Annotated in this window: 18 protein-coding genes and 2 tRNA genes; 11 read left to right on the top strand and 9 right to left on the bottom strand. The window is 67.9% G+C overall.

Annotation, left to right across the window (positions count from 1 at the left end; genetic code table 11):
* Positions 1-5: 5 nt before the first annotated feature.
* Positions 6-374: an SPW repeat protein gene (locus DL990_RS14345; RefSeq protein ID WP_125786873.1), complete on the bottom strand. Its 369-nt coding sequence runs from the start codon at positions 372-374 to the stop codon at positions 6-8.
* 203 nt (positions 375-577) lie between these two features.
* On the opposite strand from DL990_RS14345, the gene ccrA reads away from it, so the two are divergent.
* The 5 genes from ccrA to DL990_RS14320 all read left to right on the top strand — a co-directional run bounded on the left by ccrA (position 578) and on the right by DL990_RS14320 (position 5,401).
* A complete protein-coding gene (gene ccrA, locus DL990_RS14340; RefSeq protein WP_125798988.1) occupies positions 578-1,918 on the top strand; it encodes a crotonyl-CoA carboxylase/reductase in 1,341 nt (446 codons plus the stop codon).
* Positions 1,919-1,995: 77 nt separating this feature from the next.
* A complete protein-coding gene (locus DL990_RS14335; protein ID WP_233598974.1) occupies positions 1,996-3,132 on the top strand; it encodes a chromosome segregation protein in 1,137 nt (378 codons plus the stop codon).
* 105 nt (positions 3,133-3,237) lie between these two features.
* On the top strand, positions 3,238-3,687 hold the full coding sequence (locus tag DL990_RS14330; protein WP_125786875.1) for a universal stress protein: 450 nt from the start codon (positions 3,238-3,240) through the stop codon (positions 3,685-3,687).
* Positions 3,687-4,832 (top strand): adenylate/guanylate cyclase domain-containing protein, encoded by a 1,146-nt coding sequence (locus DL990_RS14325; RefSeq protein WP_125786876.1) that lies wholly within the window; start codon positions 3,687-3,689, stop codon positions 4,830-4,832. Before DL990_RS14330 ends, DL990_RS14325 begins: the two co-directional genes overlap by 1 nt.
* 113 nt (positions 4,833-4,945) lie before the next feature.
* Entirely contained in the window at positions 4,946-5,401 is a 456-nt protein-coding gene (locus DL990_RS14320; protein WP_125798987.1) for a hypothetical protein, read from the top strand.
* A gap of 101 nt (positions 5,402-5,502) precedes the next feature.
* Here DL990_RS14320 and DL990_RS14315 read toward each other — a convergent pair whose 3' ends face one another.
* From DL990_RS14315 to DL990_RS14305, 3 genes are read right to left on the bottom strand one after another with little or no spacing between them, the layout of a single operon-like run.
* Entirely contained in the window at positions 5,503-6,735 is a 1,233-nt protein-coding gene (locus tag DL990_RS14315; RefSeq protein WP_125786878.1) for an aldehyde dehydrogenase family protein, read from the bottom strand.
* 52 nt (positions 6,736-6,787) lie between these two features.
* Positions 6,788-7,501 carry a M50 family metallopeptidase gene (locus DL990_RS14310; protein WP_125786879.1) on the bottom strand — a complete coding sequence of 238 codons (714 nt, stop codon included), beginning with the start codon at positions 7,499-7,501 and terminating at the stop codon, positions 6,788-6,790.
* 35 nt (positions 7,502-7,536) lie between these two features.
* On the bottom strand, positions 7,537-8,478 hold the full coding sequence (locus DL990_RS14305) for a DNA-3-methyladenine glycosylase (protein WP_125798986.1): 942 nt from the start codon (positions 8,476-8,478) through the stop codon (positions 7,537-7,539).
* A gap of 141 nt (positions 8,479-8,619) precedes the next feature.
* Here DL990_RS14305 and DL990_RS14300 point away from each other — a divergent pair, with 141 nt between their 5' ends.
* From DL990_RS14300 to DL990_RS14290, 3 genes are all read left to right on the top strand, one after another.
* Positions 8,620-9,390 (top strand): class I SAM-dependent methyltransferase, encoded by a 771-nt coding sequence (locus DL990_RS14300; RefSeq protein ID WP_125786881.1) that lies wholly within the window; start codon positions 8,620-8,622, stop codon positions 9,388-9,390.
* On the top strand, positions 9,387-10,715 hold the full coding sequence (locus DL990_RS14295; RefSeq protein ID WP_125798985.1) for a M20 family metallopeptidase: 1,329 nt from the start codon (positions 9,387-9,389) through the stop codon (positions 10,713-10,715). Before DL990_RS14300 ends, DL990_RS14295 begins: the two co-directional genes overlap by 4 nt.
* An 87-nt stretch (positions 10,716-10,802) precedes the next feature.
* Complete coding sequence (locus tag DL990_RS14290) at positions 10,803-11,762, top strand: S1C family serine protease (RefSeq protein WP_125798984.1); 960 nt, start codon at positions 10,803-10,805, stop codon at positions 11,760-11,762.
* Positions 11,763-11,846: 84 nt separating this feature from the next.
* Here DL990_RS14290 and DL990_RS14285 read toward each other — a convergent pair whose 3' ends face one another.
* Both DL990_RS14285 and DL990_RS14280 read right to left on the bottom strand, forming a co-directional pair.
* Entirely contained in the window at positions 11,847-12,224 is a 378-nt protein-coding gene (locus DL990_RS14285; RefSeq protein WP_125799253.1) for a DUF3224 domain-containing protein, read from the bottom strand.
* Between the two features lie 47 nt (positions 12,225-12,271).
* A complete protein-coding gene (locus DL990_RS14280; RefSeq protein ID WP_125799252.1) occupies positions 12,272-13,798 on the bottom strand; it encodes a helicase HerA-like domain-containing protein in 1,527 nt (508 codons plus the stop codon).
* A 113-nt stretch (positions 13,799-13,911) separates the two neighbouring features.
* On the opposite strand from DL990_RS14280, the gene orn reads away from it, so the two are divergent.
* Positions 13,912-14,520 (top strand): oligoribonuclease, encoded by a 609-nt coding sequence (gene orn / locus DL990_RS14275; protein WP_125786885.1) that lies wholly within the window; start codon positions 13,912-13,914, stop codon positions 14,518-14,520.
* 78 nt (positions 14,521-14,598) lie between these two features.
* Positions 14,599-14,674: transfer RNA gene (locus DL990_RS14270), tRNA-His, on the top strand.
* Between the two features lie 85 nt (positions 14,675-14,759).
* Here the strand turns inward: DL990_RS14270 and DL990_RS14265 are convergent.
* On the bottom strand, positions 14,760-14,993 hold the full coding sequence (locus tag DL990_RS14265; protein WP_125798983.1) for a hypothetical protein: 234 nt from the start codon (positions 14,991-14,993) through the stop codon (positions 14,760-14,762).
* 257 nt (positions 14,994-15,250) lie between these two features.
* Positions 15,251-16,471 carry an Ig-like domain-containing protein gene (locus tag DL990_RS14260; protein WP_199746383.1) on the bottom strand — a complete coding sequence of 407 codons (1,221 nt, stop codon included), beginning with the start codon at positions 16,469-16,471 and terminating at the stop codon, positions 15,251-15,253.
* A gap of 194 nt (positions 16,472-16,665) precedes the next feature.
* Between DL990_RS14260 and DL990_RS14255 the strand changes: the two genes are divergently transcribed.
* A tRNA-Lys gene (locus tag DL990_RS14255) sits at positions 16,666-16,738 on the top strand.
* 114 nt (positions 16,739-16,852) lie between these two features.
* On the opposite strand, the gene DL990_RS14250 is transcribed toward DL990_RS14255, so the two are convergent.
* On the bottom strand, positions 16,853-17,719 hold the full coding sequence (locus DL990_RS14250) for a site-specific integrase (RefSeq protein ID WP_125798982.1): 867 nt from the start codon (positions 17,717-17,719) through the stop codon (positions 16,853-16,855).
* Positions 17,720-18,574: the final 855 nt, after the last annotated feature.

Genomic DNA, 18,574 nt, shown 5'->3' with positions numbered 1-18,574 from the left:
CCGGGTCAGTGCTGCCCTGCCATCTTGTGCGTCGCCTGGGCGATCGGCATCGCCGCCGCCCCGGCCACCACGGTCAGGACGCCGCCGATCCAAGCGGTCCAGGACGCGCCCATGAAGTCGGCGTATCCCATCACCCATGGCGAAATGAACAGCAGCGCGCCCAGGACGATCTGGACGCCTTCGCCGTAGACCATGCCAGGCATCGCAAGCGACGCGAGGCCGTCGAGGGCGATCAGTGCGCCGAGGATGACGAGCGACCACATGGCGGTGTTGTCCGTGGTCATCCAGAGGGGTGAAAGAGCCACCACGACACCGATGACCACCTCCGCCCAGTCATGGGGACGGGTCCAAGGGCGCGTCGTGGGTTCGTTCATGCGTGCTCACCTCCGAAAATCGGCTGAACCTGCAGGTCGGAGAGGTCTCCACGGTTCATCGTCCGCTTGGTTGGCCAGCCGGTCAAGACCGTCCGATAACACTTCGGGATGTGTACGTGCTCCACGTCTCGTACAGTTGTGGACCCGGTTACCGGTGAGTAATTTGTTGCGCCTACGCCGTCCCCCCAATCGCGGAGGTTTCGATGACGCAGATCGGCGAGATCCAGCAGGCCATTCTCAACGATGACCTCGGCGCCGTGGCGTCGCTCGACGTGCCGGAGTCCTATCGCGGGGTGACCGTGCGCAAGGACGAGGCAGCCATGTTCGAAGGCCTCGAAAGCCGGGACAAGGACCCCCGCAAGTCGCTGCACGTGGACGAGGTCCCGACGCCGGAGCTCGGCCCTGGCGAGGCGCTGGTCGCGGTCATGGCGAGCGCGATCAACTACAACACCGTCTGGACCTCGATCTTCGAACCGGTCTCGACCTTCAAGTTCCTGGAGCGCTACGGGCGGCTTTCGCCGCTGTCGAAGCGTCACGACCTGCCCTATCACGTGGTCGGCTCGGACCTGTCCGGCGTCGTGCTGCGCACCGGCCCGGGCGTGCACAACTGGAAGCCGGGCGACGAGGTCGTCGCGCACTGCCTCAACGTCGAACTCGAGGGCCCGGACGGGCACAACGACACGATGCTCGACACCGAGCAGCGGATCTGGGGTTTCGAGACGAACTTCGGCGGGCTCGCCGAGATCGCGCTCGTGAAGGCGAATCAGCTGATGCCGAAGCCGGGCCACCTCACCTGGGAGGAGGCCGCCTCCCCCGGTCTGGTGAACTCCACCGCCTACCGCCAGCTCGTCTCGCGCAACGGCGCCGACATGAAGCAGGGCGACGTCGTGCTGATCTGGGGCGCTTCGGGTGGCCTCGGTTCCTACGCGACGCAGTACGCGCTCAACGGCGGCGCGATCCCGGTGTGTGTGGTCTCCAGCCCCGAAAAGGCGGAGATCTGCCGGAAGCTCGGCGCGGAGCTGATCATCGACCGCAACGCCGAGGGCTACAAGTTCTGGAAGGACGAGCACAACCAGGACCCGAAGGAGTGGCAGCGGTTCGGCAAGAAGATCCGCGAGCTGACCGGCGGCGAGGACCCGGACATCGTCTTCGAGCACCCGGGCCGTGAGACCTTCGGCGCGTCGGTCTACGCCGCGCGCAAGGGCGGCACGATCGTCACGTGCGCGTCGACTTCCGGCTACATGCACCAGTTCGACAACCGCTACCTGTGGATGAACCTCAAGCGGATCATCGGCAGCCACTTCGCGAACTACCGCGAATCGTGGGAGGCGAACCGGCTGATCGCGAAAGGTCTGATCCACCCGACGCTGTCGAAGACCTACACGCTCGAAGACACCGGGCAGGCCGCGCTGGACGTCCACCGCAACGCGCATCAGGGCAAGGTCGGCGTGCTCGCCCTTGCGCCGGAAGAAGGTCTGGGCGTCCGGAACCACGAGCTGCGCGAAAAGCACATCGACGGGATCAACGCGTTCCGGAACGTTTAGCGCGCCAGAACGCGCTTTCGCCGCGCGTTGCGTGGGTGCTCACCCTTCCGTGACTCCAGCTCGACTACGGTAGAAGGATGAGCCTTGGCGAGGAACGGGAGCTAGTGCCGCTGGGAGCCGGCTTCGACGTGGCGAAGCGCGGTTACAGCCGTGCGCAGGTCGACGAACATCTCGAACGGCTGGACGCCGATCTGAAGATGCTCACCGCCGATCGCGATGCCGCCATCGGACAGGCGGGCGACCTGGCACGGCAGCTGGAGATCGCGCGCGGCGAGATCGCGGACCTGCGCGGGCAGGTCGACAGGCTCGCCCAGCCGCCGACGAGTGTCGAAGGCCTTTCCGAGCGCCTGCAGCGCATGTTGCGGCTCGCGCAGGACGAGGCCGCCGACACCAAGGCGCGCGCGGAGGCCGAAGCCGGGCACATCCGCGCGAAGGCGGAGACCGACGCGAGCGCCATGCGTGCCCGCTACGAGCAGCTGCTCAACGAGCTCGACCTCCGCCGCAAGGAGATGGAGGCCGAGCACCGCGGTGTGCTCGAGAAGGCCCGCGCCGAGGCGAAGGACATCATCGACAAGGCGAAGGCCGAGCGCGACAAGCTCGACGCCGAGTCGCAGCAGCGCCGCACGCAGGTCGAAGAGGACTTCGAGATCGCGATGGCGTCGCGCCGCACCGAGGCCATGCACGCGCTGGCCGAGCAGGAGGCCGCGAGCAAGGCCGAGGCCGCCCGCCGCGTCCGCGAGGCCACCGAGGACGCCGCCACCATCCGCGCGAAGGTGCTCGAAGAGGAGACGGCGGCCAAGGCCGACATCGAACGCCGTCAGCGGGAGTCCGTCGCCGACGCCAACAAGCGCAAGCAGGACTCGATCACCGAGGCCAACGCCCGGCTCGCCGAGGCTGCCGACGAGGCACGCCGCCGCGTCCGGCAGGCCACCGAGGAGTCCAACCGGCGGATCACCCAGGCCACCGAACGGGTGGAAGCGCTCCGCAAGGTGCGCTCCAGCCTGGCCGAGCAGGTCCGCACCGCGCGGACCGCGCTCGCCGAGGCGACGCACGTGCTCGGCGACGAACCGCATATCCCGGCGGAGCTCAAGGCGAAGCCGTCACCCGACGCGGAAGCCACCGTGCAGCTGCGGACGGCCGATGTGCCGAAGGCCACATCCGGCGCGAAGCCTTCACCACGACCTGCGGCAGCGCAGAAACCGACTGGCGAGTAACCTTTCCACCCGACCGCTCTCACGACGGCCTGCGAGCCACTCGCCGAGCGGTTATCGTCGCTGCTCGCACGCAGGTGCGAGCCGTCAGATCGGTGGAGGTTGCGGATGGCTGCATATCGGACCGTGGTCGTGGGCACGGACGGATCGGATTCCTCGTTCGCCGCGGTCGACCGGGCGGCGAGCGTCGCCGGGGACTCCGGAGCGACCCTGGTCGTCGTGTGCGCCTACTACCCCGCCAACAAGGGCGACGTGGAGAAGGCGCAGGACGTCCTCGGTGACGAGGCGTACCAGGTGGTGGGCTCGGCACCGGCCGAGGACACCCTCCTGTCCGCACGGGACCGGGCCGCGAAGGCCGGCGCGAAGAACATCGAGACCGCCGCTGTCGTCGGCGACCCGGTCGACGCGCTGCGCAAGGTCGTCGCCGAGCGCTCCGCCGACCTGCTGGTGGTCGGCAACCGCGGGCTGAACACCCTCGCGGGCCGCATCCTGGGCTCCGTGCCGTCCGAAGTCGCGCGAAAGTCCGGGGTGGACGTGCTCATCGTCCACACCACCTGATGCCCGAACCCGGCGAGATCCCGGCCGACGCGCTGCAACAGCGCCTCGAACGGATCCTGCTCGGCGGAAAGCGCAAGTACACCCGGCTCGAAGTCGCCGAGAAGGCAGGCGTTCCCGAGGAACGCTCTCGGCGACTTTGGCGTGCGCTGGGCTTCGCGACCGTCGATGACGACGAGGTCGTCTTCACCGACGCCGACATCGAAGCGATCCGCACCGCGGATCAGCTGATGAACTCGGGGCTGATCGACCCGAGCATCGAACTGGCCGTGACCCGCGCGCTCGGCCAGCACCTTTCGCGGCTCGCGGAATGGCAGGTCCACATGCTGTGGACGATGATCACCGAGAACAAGGAGATCGGCAGCAGCGAACGGCAGATCGGGCGGCTCGTCGAACGGCTGCTGCCCGAACTGGAGAAGATCCAGGAGTTCGTCTGGCGCCGCCACCTCGCGGCCTACGCCGGCCGGGCGATGGCCCTTCCCGACGAGGACCTCGAAACGAGGACCGAGGTGGTCGGGTTCGTCGACATGGTCGGCTACACCCGGCTGACCAGGCAGGTCGACGAAGAGCGGCTGACCGACATCCTCGACCGGTTCGAATCCGTCGCCACCGAGGTGGTCGCCGACCACCACGGGCGGATCGTGAAGATGATCGGCGACGAGGTCCTGTTCGTCGCCGATTCCGCCGTCGACGGCGCCGAGATCGCCCTCGCCCTGTCCGAACGCGCCGACGCCGACGAGACCCTGCCCGCCGTCCGCGCTGGACTCGCGTCGGGCCGGATCCTCAGCCGGTTCGGCGACGTCTACGGCTCGGTCGTGAATCTCGCCGCCCGCCTCACCTCGACCGCGCGGCCGGGCACCATACTGGTGGACAAGGAACTCGCCACGGAGCTGTCGGACTTCCCGGAATACGAGGTTCGCACGCGACGGCCGGTCTCGGTGCGGGGATACAACCGGCTGCGGCCTTCCTCCCTGCGCCGGGCGCGGGAACGGCCTTCGGGCATGTTCGCCTCTTCGCAGCAGCTTGCCGCGGAGATGCTGGGCCTGGCTGACGCCGCTCCTGCCGCCGCGCCCGCTCCGGAGGACGTCGACGACGCCACCGCGGAGTCGTTGCCGCCTCGTCCGCGGCCCAAGCGCCGGCGGCGCTGAGCTCCCGCCGGGGAGAGCAAGGGACCTTTGCTACCACTTCCGCTGTGTTAACGGGAACGTTGATCGACGCGAGTTAGGTGCGACGTATCGGCATCGCCCACCTGGAGGCTGAAATGGTGGTCACCCGTCGCGCGGTCTTTGTCGCGCTGGCTTCTCTCGTCGTGATCGCGGCCGTCGCGGTGACCCTCGTACTGGCCACCAGCTCGAACAAGCAACCCGGAGCCGACGACAAAGAACCCGCGACCTTCACGCTCAAGGGGACCCTTTACGTCGCCCAATGCACCAGTTCGGGCTATGGCGACCTCCTTCCCGGCGCACAGGTGGAGGTGAAGGACCAGAGCGGTGAGGTGCTGGGCGTCGGAACCGTGCAGATCTCCGACGCCGTCGCCAACCGCAGGTCGGGAGAAGTCCTCGACCCGAAGGCTGTTTGCACGAGGATGTTCTCGGTCGCGAACGTGCCGACGGGACGCAAGATGTACGGCGTTCACATCGGCAACAACAACCGTGGCGTGATCTGGAAGCCAGAGGCCGAAGCGAAGCAGGGATTCGAACTCAGCATCGGTTCTTGAGAGCGTCGCGCCCGACTGCCGCGAGTGAGCTACTCAGAGTGAGGGGTGTGTGGAAATAGGGACGCTCAATGTCCCTATTTCCACACACCCTCCGCGTCCGGTCAGGCGGGCAGCACGGCGTACTGCCGCACGTAGAGATCGGTGTAGGTGACCGGTCCGCGCGGGCCGGGGACCTTGTCCAGGTTGATGCCGGTCTCGGGGACGGCGAGGAGCTTGAAGCCGTCGAGCAGCCGGGTGGGAGCGTTCCAGAAGACGCCGGTGCCGGTGTACGCGTCGAAGAACGCGTCGGCGGCTTCGCTGCTTTCGGTGGCGATGCCGGCGGCCAGACCCGAAGTGCGCTCGTTGGCGATCTCCGCCGCTTCGGGCAGGCCCGAGACCTTCGCGACGGTGACAGTGGCTTCGCGGTCGGAGTCGAGCGCCCATTCGTAGCCGATGGCGTGCTCGTGCGGAGCGAGCGACGGGGTCACGCCGCGTTCGGCCAGCGCGCCGGAGATGCCGGGCCAGACGCGGTCGTGGGCGTCTTCGTGGATCAGCAGCAGGTTCAGCCGGTTGCAGACGCCGAGCCGGTCGAGGCTGTTGAAGACCAGGTCGCGCACCTTGTCGGTGTCGGCGGCCTCGTCGACGTACAGCACGCCGCCTCCGTCGGCGTGGGCCAGCGTGCGGACGCCGTGGACGGCCGCCTCGGTGGCCAGCGCCCTGGTGCTGTCACCGCTGCCGCGCAGGATGACCAGCGGCACGAGCGCCGGGAACCGGACCAGCGCGGAAGCCGCTTCGCGTTCGGCGCGCGGCACCAGCTGGATGACGTCCGGATCGATGCCTGCCTCGGCGAGCGCGGGGGCGATCACGGTCTCGCGCAGGCGCTGGGCCGAGCCGAGCGCGGCGGAACCCGTGCGGAGCACGCCGCCGTTGCGCGACTTCACCAGCTGCGAGGCGACGTCGACCGTGACGTTCGGCCGCGCCTCGTAGTTCGCGCCGATCACGCCGACCGGGCGGCGGCGTTCCACCAGCCGTAGCCCTCCGTCCAAAGTGGACACATCGACGGACCGCTCCTGATGCGGCGCGCCCGCCAGGAGCCGGAGCTGTTCGGCCATGCCGGTCAGCCGCTCGGGGGTGATGGTGAGCCTGTCGAGCAGGCCCGCGCTCATCCCGTCCTCGCGCGCCTTGGCGATGTCGGCCTGGTTCGCTTCGAGCACGACATCGGCATGCTCGACCAGCTTGTCGGCCATGGCGTTCAGCGCGGCGTCGATCGCCTCGGCGGAGGCGGCGGCCAGCGACGGTGCGGCCCGTTTCGCCGATCGAGCGCATTCCTCGACGGCCTTGGCGACCTCGTCCATCTGGTGACTCCTTCCGCGCGGAACGAGCCATCAGTCTGCCGTACCGCCCCGGTCAGGCGACGGTCGGCTCCAGCAGCCACAACCCGCCCGCGAAGAGACAGCTCACCGTCAGCACGACCATCACCAGCACCCACAGCACAGCGGGCATACCGGTGAGCCTGCCGAGCTGATCGGCGTCGGAATCCCTCGCCCCACCCCGGCGCCGCTTGATCTGCAGCTCGACCACCGGCCGGACGCCGCCGAACAGCAGGAACCAGGTCAGCAGGTAGACGAAGATCGCCTGGAACCACGAGGGCGCCACCAGTGCGACCAGCCCGAGCACCACCGAGCTGGCGACCACGGTGAACACGCCGTAGGTGTTGCGCACCATCACCAGCACGCCCAGCAGCATCAGCGCCATCACCACCAGCACGACGGTGATCAGGTCCGACGAGAGCAGCCCCGCGAACACCAGCCCGAGCACCGCGGCGGCCGGGTACCCGGCCAGCGCGGTGAACGCCATCCCCGGCCCCTCCGGTTTGCCACGGGAGACGGTGACACCGGAGGTGTCCGAGTGCAGCTTGATGCCCTGCAGCCGACGGCCGACCAGCACCGCCGCCACCGCGTGGCCCGCCTCGTGGACGAGCGTGATCAGGTTGCGGGCGATCCGCCAAGGCCTGCCCGAGAGCACCACGAGCAGGGCGAGACCACCGGTGACCAGGGTGATCGTGCCGGGCGGGGTGGACTGGGCGATGTCGGAAACCGTTTCGGCGGGAGACGCGCTCACCGCACCAGCTCACCACAAGCCGGATATGTCCTGTGTCAGGCGGTCATCGAACCCCCGATCCCCCGCGTGCGAAACTCCCGGTCGTTGCGCAGGGCGAAGGCCACCCAGCTGCGGAACGGCCGCCACACCGCGGACAGCTCCTCCAGCTCCTCGGGCGGCGCCATCGGCAGGTCGTACGCGGCCCGCATGGCCTCCTGCAACCGTGGCTCGCCCGTGGGGAAGACGTCCGGATGCCCGGCGCCCCGGATCAGGATCAGTTGCGCCGAGAACGGCCCGATCCCCGGCAATCGCTGCAACCAGCGCAGCGCGTCCGGGACCGGCATCGCACGCAGATACGCGGCGTCGAGGAGACCGTCCTTGGCGGCGTTGGCCACCGCGCGCAACCGCTCGGCCTTCACCTCCGGCAGACCACGTCCGGCCTCGGGCCCGGCCAGCACGTCCGGCGCCGGGAACGACCTGAGGATCTTCCCGCCGACGTCCACCGGCCTGCCGAACTCCTCGGCGAGCCGTCGTTTCACCGTGGCGGCCTGCGACATCCGCGCCCGGTGACTCAGGATCGCCCAGCAGGCCGCTTCGTAGGGCGAATGGAACAGCACGGGCCGCAGCCCGGGGAACGTCTGCTGCAGGCGGCGCACCACGGGATCCGCGGCGCCGATCTTGGCGAAGCCGACGCCGTCGACGTCCACCGAAAGGATCCGGCGTACCTGGGCGCCGACCTCGACGGCGAGCCCTTCCTCGGCGAAGACCTCCACCTCGATCGAGCCGGGCGATCTCTGTCTGACGGCCGCACCGGCGTGCTCCCAGCCCGCTTCGGCGGGAAAGGCGAAGCGCAGGGTGCCGGGTTCGGCGGCGGCGTCCGCACGGCACGCGGGCGGGAAGTCGGTCAGGAACCGGATGGACTTGTCGAGGTCGAACGGGCCGCGCACCGGGATGCGAAGCGTGGTCGTGGGGGTGTGCTGCAGGATCGAGCCGGTCATTTCGGGCTCCTTCGGCTGGGGAATGGCGACTCCCTCCGACGTTAGAGATGGCCACCGACAGTTTCGGGTCGCGGCGGCGGGAATGTCGCGAACGGGCCGGTCATGGCAGATTCTCCGGTGAAGACCGTGAAGGGAGCAGCCATGCCGGACCATCGCGAACGTCTCGAAAGCCTGCTGCGGCCGGGCACCACGCCCACCGCCACTCCGAAGGATTTCCTTGACCTGCTGGGAGAAATCCCGCAGGCGGGGCCGCCGACCGGACTCGCGCAGCGGCTGATGCGCACCTCCGCCGTGCCGATGATCTACGAGCGGTACTGGCGCCCGACGCTGGGCAGGGTCGCGAAAGGACTGAACGGCCCGACCATGGCGGACGAGGTCCGCATCGCGATCGAAGCGCTCGGCCTGCGTCCCGGCCAGGTCTCGCTGGACGTCGCGTGCGGCACCGGCCGGTTCACGCGTGCCTTCGGCGAAGCGGTGGGCCCGGACGGGCTGTCCATCGGACTCGACGGTTCGGTCACGATGCTGGAAAAGGCGCTCTCCACTCCGAATCCGCCGTCGGTGGCCTATCTTCGCGCCGACGCCGTCGACCTGCCGCTCGACGATTCCACTGTGGACGCCGTCTGCTGCTTCGCCGCGCTGCACATGTTCGCCGATCCGGACGCGGCTCTGGATTCGTTCGCCCGCGTGCTGAAACCCGGCGGTTCACTGGTGATGCTGACCAGTGCCCGGCACAGCGATCAGCCGATGCGGCTGGCGGACACCGTCCTCGGCAGACTGAGCGGGCAGCGGATGTTCGACCGCGGCGAGATCGCGGCGAAACTGTTCCGGCGCGGCTTCGACCACGTCGACGAGCGGTACTCCGGTGTCACGCAGATCGTCACGGCGGAGCGAGGAGTTAACATCCGGAAATGATCCGCTCTGAGCACGCTTCGCCGATTCCCCCCGACGACGGCTACCTCCGTTCGCTGGTCGAAGCGACCGCGGGCGCCGTCGCCGCGGCCGACCCCCTCGGCTCGCCCCACGACGGCGCGGACGCCGCCACGCGAGACGCCGTCAGCACCGAGATCCGCGCGCTGACGCCGGAACTGGTGGAGCTGAGTCAAGACCTGCACGCTCATCCCGAAGAGGGTTTCGCCGAGCACCGCTCGGTCCGGGCACTCGCGGACCTGCTCCAGCGGCACGGCCACGAGGTGACGATCGGCGCGGGCGGGCTGGACACCGCCTTGGTCGCGACCACCCCCGGCAGCGGTCCGCACATCGCCGTCCTCTCCGAGTACGACGCCCTTCCCGGGCTCGGCCACGGCTGCGGGCACAACGTCATCTGCACCGCTGGCGCGGGCGGCTTCCTCGGCGCGGCGGCGGTCGCCGAACGGCTGGGCGGCCGGGTCTCGCTGATCGGCACGCCGGCGGAGGAAGGCGGTGGCGGCAAGGAGACGATGGCCCGCGCGGGCGTTTTCGACGACGTCGACGCCGTGGTCATGCTGCATCCGTTCAGTCACGACATCGCCATGCACCCGTTCCTCGGCAGGCGACAGCTGGAAATGGTGTTCCACGGGGTCGGCGCGCACGCCTCGGCTCAGCCGTTCATGGGACGCAACGCGCTCGACGCCGCCGTCGCTGCCTATCAGGGCGTCGCGGCGCTTCGGCAGCACTTGCCCTCCAGCGACCGCGTCCACGGCGTCTTCACCGACGGTGGCGCGCGGCCGAACGTCGTCCCCGAACGAGCGGCGCTGCTGTTCTACCTCCGCTCCGCGCAGCCGGACACGCTGCGCGACCTCGCCGAGCGGGTTTCGGCGATCGCGCGCGGCGCGGCGGAGATGACCGGCTGTGGCGTCGAGCTGAAGTGGGACGACCAGCCCGCGTACCTGCCGATCCGGTTCAACACCACCCTCGCCGGACGCTGGTCGGTGCATCAGGTCGACGCCGGCCGCAAACCGCTGCCGCCGGGGATCGTGCCCGAATTCCTCACCGGCTCGACCGATCTCGGCAACCTCTCCTACCGGATGCCCGCGATCCACCCGATGATCGCCATCGCCGGACCGACGACCGCCTTGCACACCAAGGAGTTCGCGGCCGCGGCCGGTTCGCCGGACGGCGATCGCGCGGTCGTCGACGGCGCGCTGGGGCTGGCGCTGACCGCCGTCGACTACCTGGCCGACGCGAAACTCCGCGCCGCGGTGCACGAGGAGTTCGAGGCATCGGGCGGAGCGTTGGACGTCCCGGCGTTCTTCGACTGACCGCTGAGATCTCTCAGCTGATTCTTCTCAGGAAAGCCCTGGGGATTTCCACAGGCGGCTCACAAGTACGGGCGCGAATCTTGTTCCATGACCGAGAACGAGAGTCGGCCCGGCCCCGCCTCCACCGGTGGGCCCCAGCCGCCGCACCAGCAGCAGTACCCCGGCTACACCCCTTGGCAGGCCGCGCCGAATCCGCTCTTCACTCCGCAGCCTCCCCCGGCTCCGGCGCCTCGCAAGAAGGGCGGCCGGGTCGCCGTCCTCGTCACCGCGACGGCGCTCGCCGCCGCACTCTTCGGCGGGGTCGGTGGAGCGGCGATCGTGGGCCTCGGCTCCACGTCGTCGGCGTCGGGCACGGGTTCGTCCGCGGTCGCCAACGGGCAACTGGTCGGGAACAACACTTCGGGTGACGTCAGCGGCGTCGCCGCGAAGGTGACCCCGAGCGTCGTCCAGGTGAACGTGACCACCGCGCAGGGTGAGGCCGTCGGCTCCGGCGTCATCCTGACGGCGGACGGGCGCATCCTCACCAACGCCCACGTGGTCGCCGACGCCCAGGGCGACGTGACCGTGACGCTGTCGGACGGCAAGCAGTACAAGGCGAGCGTGGTCGGCGCCGACACGAAGGCCGATATCGCCGTGCTCCAGGCGAAGGACGCGAGCGGCCTGACGCCGGCTTCGCTCGGCGATTCGAGCAAGCTCTCCGTCGGCCAGCAGGTCGTCGCGATCGGCTCGCCCGGCGGGTTGCAGAACACCGTGACCACCGGGATCGTGAGCGCGCTGAACCGCAAGCTCGACGAGTTGAGCAGTGGCCAGGAGCGGCGCTCGCCCTACAGCAGGACCACGAACGAAGCCGGGCCGAGCTACACCGCTATCCAGACCGACGCCCCGATCAACCAGGGCAACTCGGGCGGGGCGCTGGTGGACGCGCAGGGGAACGTCATCGGCATCAACTCGGCGCTGTACAACCCGGCATCGACCGGCAGCATCGGCATCGGCTTCGCGATCCCCATCAACGACGCGAAGAAGATCGTCGATCAGATCGTCGGCTGACCCGGCCGTCTGGACCGCGTCAGGGGGCGGCCCAGACGGTGAGCGTGTGAAGGACTCCTTCGGGGAGGAGTCCTTCACACGCGTTCAGAGTTCGTAGGTGAGGGTGAACGTGTGGTTGCCCTCGTCGTCCTTGACGATCTCCGCCGTTCCGGTGAGGCCGGCCAGTTCACCGTGACCGGAGCCCGGCAGGACGATCAGGTGATGGCCGTTCTCCCCCGCCGAGTGATGCAGGACGAAGCCACCTTTACGCCCGTCGACGGTGACGGCCAGCCGCTCGAAGGCGACGTACGCCGACGACGTCACGTTCACCGCCGTCAGCATCTCCACGGCGCTGGTCCCCTCGACGTCACCGGTGAACGTCTTGGTCAGCGACACCCGGGAGAACTCGGTGCTTTCGGGCTTATCGGTGGCTTGCGGCTCCCAGCCGTCCACAGTGAACGACGCTGTCGCGGTGTTGGTCATGCCGCCCAGTCTGCCGGACATACCTGACAGATCACGTCAGGTATTCCTCATCGCCTCCGGTTCCCGAACAAGCCGCGGGTGATCTCCCGCCCGAGCGCGCTCGCCGCCGAGCGGAAGAACGACTTCACCGCCGGATTCTTCATCGCCTGCTCGACCATGCCCGGGCCCTCCTTCTCCTGTTTCGGCGCTGGGATCGCTTCCGCGGGAGCCTCACCGGCAGGCGGCGCGGCCACCTTCGCGGCGAGCTTCTCGTAAGCCGACTCGCGGTCGATCGTCTCGGCGTACTTCGCGTGCAGATCCGAAGACGTCGTCGCCGTGGCGATGGCCTCGGCCCCGATGGACCCCATCTTCGACCGCGGCGCGCGCAGCCGGGTCCACGCGACCGGCGTCGGCGCGCCCCGCTCGGAAAGCACGGTGACGATCGCTTCGCCGATACCGAGCGACGTCAACGCCGAGTCCAGTTCGTAGTGCTTCGTCTTCGGGTACGTCTTCACGGTCTTCGTCAGCGCCGCCTGGTCCTCGGGCGTGAACGCGCGCAACGCGTGCTGCACCCGCGCGCCCAGCTGGGACAGGACGTTGTTCGGGATGTCCGTCGGGAGCTGCGTGCAGAAGAACACGCCGACACCCTTCGAGCGGATCAGCTTCACGGTCTGCTCGATGCGTTCCAGGAACGCCTTCGACGCGTCGTTGAACAACAGGTGCGCCTCGTCGAAGAAGAACACCAGCTTCGGCTTGTCGAGGTCGCCCTCTTCGGGCAACTCCTCGAACAGCTCGGCAAGCAGCCACATGAGGAACGTCGAGAACAGTGCGGGCTTCGCCTGGAGGTTGTCCAGCTCCAGCAAGGTCACCATCGCCTTGCCGTCGACCTCGCGCATCAGATCATGGACGTCCAGCTCGGGCTCGCCGAAGAAGTCCTCGCCGCCCTGAGCCTCCAGATTGGACAGCGACCGGAGGATCACCCCGGCCGTCGCGGCCGAGACGCCGCCGATGCCCTTGAGGTCCTCCTTGCCCTCGTCACTCGTGAGGTGCGTGATGACCGAGCGGAGGTCCTTCGTGTCCAGGAGCGCCAACCCGCGCTGATCGGCCCAGTGGAAGATCAGGCCGAGCGTCGACTCCTGGGTTTCGTTGAGCCCCAGCACCTTCGACAGCAGGATCGGGCCGAAACTCGTGATCGTCGCCCGGATCGGCGACCCCTTGCCGCCGGTGCCCAGCGACAGGAACTGAACGGGGAACGCGGCGGGCTCCCAGGAATCACCCAGTTCCTCCGCGCGTTTGGCGACCTTGTCGTTGCTCTCGCCCTGCGCGGCGAGCCCCGACAGGTCGCCCTTCACGTCCGCCAGCACCACCGGCACGCCCGCGGCCGACAACTGTTCGGCGATCAGCTGCAAGGTCTTCGTCTTGCCGGTACCGGTCGCGCCGGCGACCAGCCCGTGCCGGTTCAGCGTCGCCAGCGGCAGCCGGACCGCGGCTCCGGCGTCGGCCTTGCCGTCGATCACGACGGCGCCGAGTTCGACCGCCGGACCCTCGCTGACGTACCCCTGCGCGATCTCCTGGGCTGGACCCTGTTCGGCCACTGTCGCTCCCCTGGTCTGTGACATGACTCACCTGAGGATGCACACGGTGCCAGCAACGCGCCGAACCCGCACGTCGCGCACCACGAATCCCCGGGTCGGGTTAGGGTTCCGGGGTGAACGACCGCCTAGTCTGGATCGACTGCGAGATGACGGGGCTCGACCTCGGCAAGGACGCGTTGATCGAAATAGCCGCGCTGGTGACCGATGCCGAGCTCAACGTCCTCGGCGAAGGCGTCGACATCGTCATCCACGCCGACGACGAAGCCCTCGACGGCATGCCGGAGGTCGTCCGCGAAATGCACGCCCGCTCCGGCCTCACCGAGGAGGTCCGGCGCTCCACGGTCACCATGGAAGAAGCCGAGCAGCGCGTCCTCGAGTACATCCGCGCACACGTGCCCGAGGCCAACGTCGCCCCGCTCGCCGGCAACTCCATCGCCACCGACCGCGGTTTCATCACCCGCGACATGCCCCTTCTCGACGCGCACCTGCACTACCGCATGGTCGACGTCTCCTCGGTGAAGGAACTCGTCCGGCGCTGGTACCCGCGGATCTACTACGCCAAGCCCGAGAAGGGCCTCGCGCACCGGGCGCTCGCCGACATCAAGGAATCCATCTGGGAGCTCGACTACTACCGTCGCGCCGCCTTCGTCCCGCAGCCCGGCCCGACCACCGAACAGGCCAAGGCCGCAGCCGCTGAAGTGCAGGAACGCCACCAACGGTAACCCGTTGCGAGCCCCGGAAACCGGCACGCTAATATAGTGCGGCCGAGGTGATGGGGAAGCTTCCCGAGCCCGGCGATGGTGGGCGTAGCTCAGCTGGTAGAGCACCTGGTTGTGGTCCAGGAGGTCGCGGGTTCGAAACCCGTCGCTCACCCCATCACCCCAGTTTGGCCGGTTCTTCCGCCAGGCTGGGGTTTCGCTTTTTCTCGGGTTCGGTAACACGGCGTGGCCCTCACGCGAGTTCAGGAAGGAACTCGCGCGGAGGATGCCATGAGACGATGGCCGGTCTTGATGGTCTCGGGACTTTTGGCGACGGCCGGAGCCTGCACGGCCACTCCACCGAACCAAGTACCCGCACCGTCGACGACGCCGGCCCTGGTCACGACCGTGACCGCGACACCGTCCACATCGGTGCCGCCGCCGGTGACCTTGACGGTGAGCCCGCCCAAGCCGACGAAGACGGCCACATCGGCCAAGAAGTCACCGTGGCGCTGCGAACCCGGCTACCCGAACTGCACGAAGGCCCAGTCTCAGAAGTACCTCGCCGACCTCGAGTACCAGAAGTGCCGACGCGATCCAGAGAAGATCTGGGACACCAGCACTCAGAAGTGCCGCTACAAGACCAGCGGAGAGACGCAATGGGAGCACTTCTACGGCACTCTGCCGCCCGGAACGCCATGAGGGGTCCTGTCAGGACTGATTCCGTCCTGACAGGACCCCTCATGACAACGGGTCAGTTCCGGTCGCCGCCGGTCTTCCAGTCGTCCCAGGACATCTGCCACACCGACCAGCCGTCGGTCGGCTCCAGCACCTGCGGGCCAGAGTTGGTGACGGTGATGATGTCACCCTTCTTCGAAGTTTCCATCAGCCACTGCGCGTTCTCGGTCGACAGGTTGATGCAGCCGTGGCTCACGTTCCGCTTGCCCTGTGAACCGACCGACCACGGCGCCGAGTGGTAGAAGATGCCGCTGTTCGACATCCGCACCGCGTATTTCACGAACGTCCGGTAGCCGGCCTTGCTGTCCGTCGGCACGCCGTAGGTGCTCGAGTCCATCGTGTACCCGGTGTGCTCGCTCATCACCGTGTAGGTCCCGGCCGGGGTGCTGCTCGACGGCTTGCCCATCGAGATCGGCATCTGCTTGACCTCTTGGTCGTTCACCACGACCTTCATCTGGTGGGTGCCGCCGTCCGCGGTCGCGACCAGCTTGTCGCCGACGACCACCTTGGCAGGCTTGTCCTCGCGGCCGAAGGTGTTGTTGCCGAGGTTCTTGCCGTAGATCGCCGCGTTGACCGAGATCTTCGTGCCCGCCTTGAAGTACTCCTTGGGCCGCCACATCACGGTCTTCTCGCCGAACCAGTGGAACGCGCCCTCGGCCTGCGGCTCGGTGACGATCTTCAGCGCCTTCTCGGCCGCCGCCTTGTCCGGCACGTTGGCGGTGAAGGTGAAGATCAACGGCAGCCCGACCCCGACGGTCTCGCCTTCGACCAGGTTGATCGAGACACCGATCTGACGGCCCGGCTTGGCCGTGGAGAACGTCGAGGTGGAGGTGACCGGCTTGCCGTCGGTCCCGGTCGCGGCCGCGGTGACGGTGTAGGTCTTGCCGTAGCCGAGCGGCTCCGCCGACTCCCAGCCCGAACCGTCTTCCTTCGGCTTGCCCGCGACGACCTTGCCGTCGGCGCCGGTCAGTTTGACCTCGCCCACCTTGCCGTCGGCGACGGTCACCATGACCGGCTCACCGGGCGCCACGTTCGCCGCGCCCTGCGCCGGCGTCAGCGTCACCACGGCGGGCTTCGGCTCCGGCGCGGGCGCTCCGCTCTGCTGCGAGCCGCCGGGAGCACCCCCCTGAGACGGCGATTCACCCGACGGTGTACTGCTGCAGGCAGCCAGTGTGAACCCGGCCACCAAAGCCACCACAGCCACCCGCGACCGCCCCGTCGCTCCCCAGACCCTCATGCACACCGCCCGTTTCGCGTGGTACCAACCCCAACGTCTGGCTATAGTCTGCCTGACCGGCCGCAACGCCCGCGGCCGGATGGCCGAATACGTCCCGGCCCGTCGCAAGGGGACCCCCCTGAAACGGGCCCCAGCAACCCTGTGTTAATGTTTTCCACGTCGCCGAGGGGAACACCAAAGCGGCGGACAAGCAGGCGCCATTAGCTCAATTGGCAGAGCAGCTGGCTCTTAACCAGCGGGTTCGGGGTTCGAGTCCCTGATGGCGCACAGTTCTGAATCGAAGCCCACCTGCAGGACTTCTCCACAAGAGAATCTTGCCGGTGGGCTTTGATCTTGGGTGGGACCGGCGTGGGGCCGAATGAGGCCGTACCAGCCAGCCCTTTATTTCTTGGCCTTCTTGCCTCGGCTCCGGCCTCCTTTTCGTCGCCGGGCGCCTTTCTTACCTGTTTGGCCTCGCAGTGAGGTCGCAGCTTTACGGGCTGCTTCCAGTACCAGCTCTGCCGTTGCTTCCGCGGCGCTGTGCGCCAGGCAGGGCAGGACGCTGGTGTAGGTGTCGGCGGTGAGCACGATGCTGGAGTGTCCGAGCATGGCCTGCACGACCTTGAGGTCGTTGCCCGCGGCCAGCGACAGGCTGGCCGCGCCGTGCCGCAGGTCGTGCAACCGGATCGGCGGCAATCCCGCCTCGGCGACCAGCCGGGTGAAGGTGTGGCTCACATAGCCGGGACTGAGCGGTCCGCCGTGCCGATTGGTGAACAGGAACCCGATCGGTTCGGTCACGTGGTCTCGCCGCTCTGCCTGAAGTGTCCGCAGCGCGGCGATCAGCACATGGTCCAACGCCAGGGTGCGCACGCTCGACTCGGTCTTCGGCGGACACACGACGGTGTGGCCGTTACGGTCCTGGACCTGATGGGAGATCTGCACGACCTCGCCGTCCAAGTCGAGATCGCACCAGCGCAACCCGGTCGCCTCACCGCGCCGCAATCCGAGCAGCGCGACCGCCAGGTACAACGCGTACATCGGATGACCACGGACGTGCGCCAGAAACTTGGCCGTCTGTCGGGCTGTCCACACCGCTACCGGCGGACGCTCGCCGGTAGCACGCCAGTGCGCAACCCGCGCATCAGTCCACACCACCGCCCGTGGCCGCCGCCCCGACGGTAGCTCCACCAGGTGCGCCGGATTCCGCTCGATCAATCCCACCCGGATCGCGCCGTTCAACGCCGCATGAAGCGTGCCCCTGATCTTCACGAACGTCGCCGGCGACAGCGGTCGTTGTCGTTTCGCGTTCGCCCGGGCGAACGCGAAACGACATCGCTTGGACTCGCGCCACCGTCAATGACCGCAAGGGCACGCACCCGAGGTACGGCTTCAGATAGTCGTTCACCTGCTGGGTGTAGAGCCGACGAGTGTTGAAACTCAGGGTCTGCCGCATCTATCGAAGACCCGACAACGACCAAAACCGAGAACTCGGCATCGCCGACTACCGGCCCCAAGCCTGGTTCGAACGGTTCCTCAACATGGAACCACGCGCCCCACGACCCTTCCGCCGCTGAACCTCGCGTTTATAATCCGCGTGCCCGTTCAGCGTAGCAGCCGACAAGTCGGGAGATACTTCCGCCGACACATACGAGTCCCACCGTTCATGGCTCGGGCATAAGGATCACCTTTCCGAGCAGGCCATTACTCGTAAACGCGAGACGCTTACGTCATCACAGAAAGCAGTCGCCCCCTCGCCACTCACAAAGAAGGGCGAGCGAACAGATTGACAATCGTGAAGGCGCAGGCCAATCACGTTTCAGACCCACCGCACCAGCCATCACCCTCTCCCTTTCCAGATCATTTGCTACACGACGGGGAGAGCTGTTAACGAAAACCTCTCACATCAAGCCCATCGAGTGTATATCTGACGAAGGGGTCGACAGATAGGTTGGCGCACTCTATTTTGACACAACAGAACAGTCCAGCAGACACGCCTACGTCGGATACCACGCCCCTCCATGAGATCGAATCCCGGATATTGCGAATCCGACACCCGATCGAGAACTGTTCCCGATCTGGGGCATTCCCAAATGAAGATCAGGCACGATCGACTCCACCTGCACA

The organism is Amycolatopsis sp. WAC 01416 (assembly GCF_003947485.1).
In the GTDB taxonomy this organism is placed as follows: Bacteria; Actinomycetota; Actinomycetes; order Mycobacteriales; family Pseudonocardiaceae; genus Amycolatopsis.
Note: the sequence above shows the minus strand (reverse complement) of the source record. Positions and strands in the feature narration are given on the sequence as shown.

Excerpts from the sequence above, each read along its gene's own strand:
- DL990_RS14320 (WP_125798987.1), top strand. The coding sequence starts at position 4,946 with ATGGTGGTCACCCGTCGCGCGGTCTTTGTCGCGCTGGCTTCTCTCGTC.
- DL990_RS14295 (WP_125798985.1), top strand. The coding sequence starts at position 9,387 with ATGATCCGCTCTGAGCACGCTTCGCCGATTCCCCCCGACGACGGCTAC.
- DL990_RS14260 (WP_199746383.1), bottom strand. The coding sequence starts at position 16,471 with ATGAGGGTCTGGGGAGCGACGGGGCGGTCGCGGGTGGCTGTGGTGGCT.
- ccrA (WP_125798988.1), top strand. The coding sequence starts at position 578 with ATGACGCAGATCGGCGAGATCCAGCAGGCCATTCTCAACGATGACCTC.
- DL990_RS14300 (WP_125786881.1), top strand. The coding sequence starts at position 8,620 with ATGCCGGACCATCGCGAACGTCTCGAAAGCCTGCTGCGGCCGGGCACC.
- DL990_RS14325 (WP_125786876.1), top strand. The coding sequence starts at position 3,687 with ATGCCCGAACCCGGCGAGATCCCGGCCGACGCGCTGCAACAGCGCCTC.
- DL990_RS14290 (WP_125798984.1), top strand. The coding sequence starts at position 10,803 with ATGACCGAGAACGAGAGTCGGCCCGGCCCCGCCTCCACCGGTGGGCCC.
- DL990_RS14330 (WP_125786875.1), top strand. The coding sequence starts at position 3,238 with ATGGCTGCATATCGGACCGTGGTCGTGGGCACGGACGGATCGGATTCC.
- DL990_RS14315 (WP_125786878.1), bottom strand. The coding sequence starts at position 6,735 with ATGGACGAGGTCGCCAAGGCCGTCGAGGAATGCGCTCGATCGGCGAAA.
- DL990_RS14345 (WP_125786873.1), bottom strand. The coding sequence starts at position 374 with ATGAACGAACCCACGACGCGCCCTTGGACCCGTCCCCATGACTGGGCG.
- DL990_RS14305 (WP_125798986.1), bottom strand. The coding sequence starts at position 8,478 with ATGACCGGCTCGATCCTGCAGCACACCCCCACGACCACGCTTCGCATC.
- DL990_RS14335 (WP_233598974.1), top strand. The coding sequence starts at position 1,996 with ATGAGCCTTGGCGAGGAACGGGAGCTAGTGCCGCTGGGAGCCGGCTTC.
- DL990_RS14285 (WP_125799253.1), bottom strand. The coding sequence starts at position 12,224 with ATGACCAACACCGCGACAGCGTCGTTCACTGTGGACGGCTGGGAGCCG.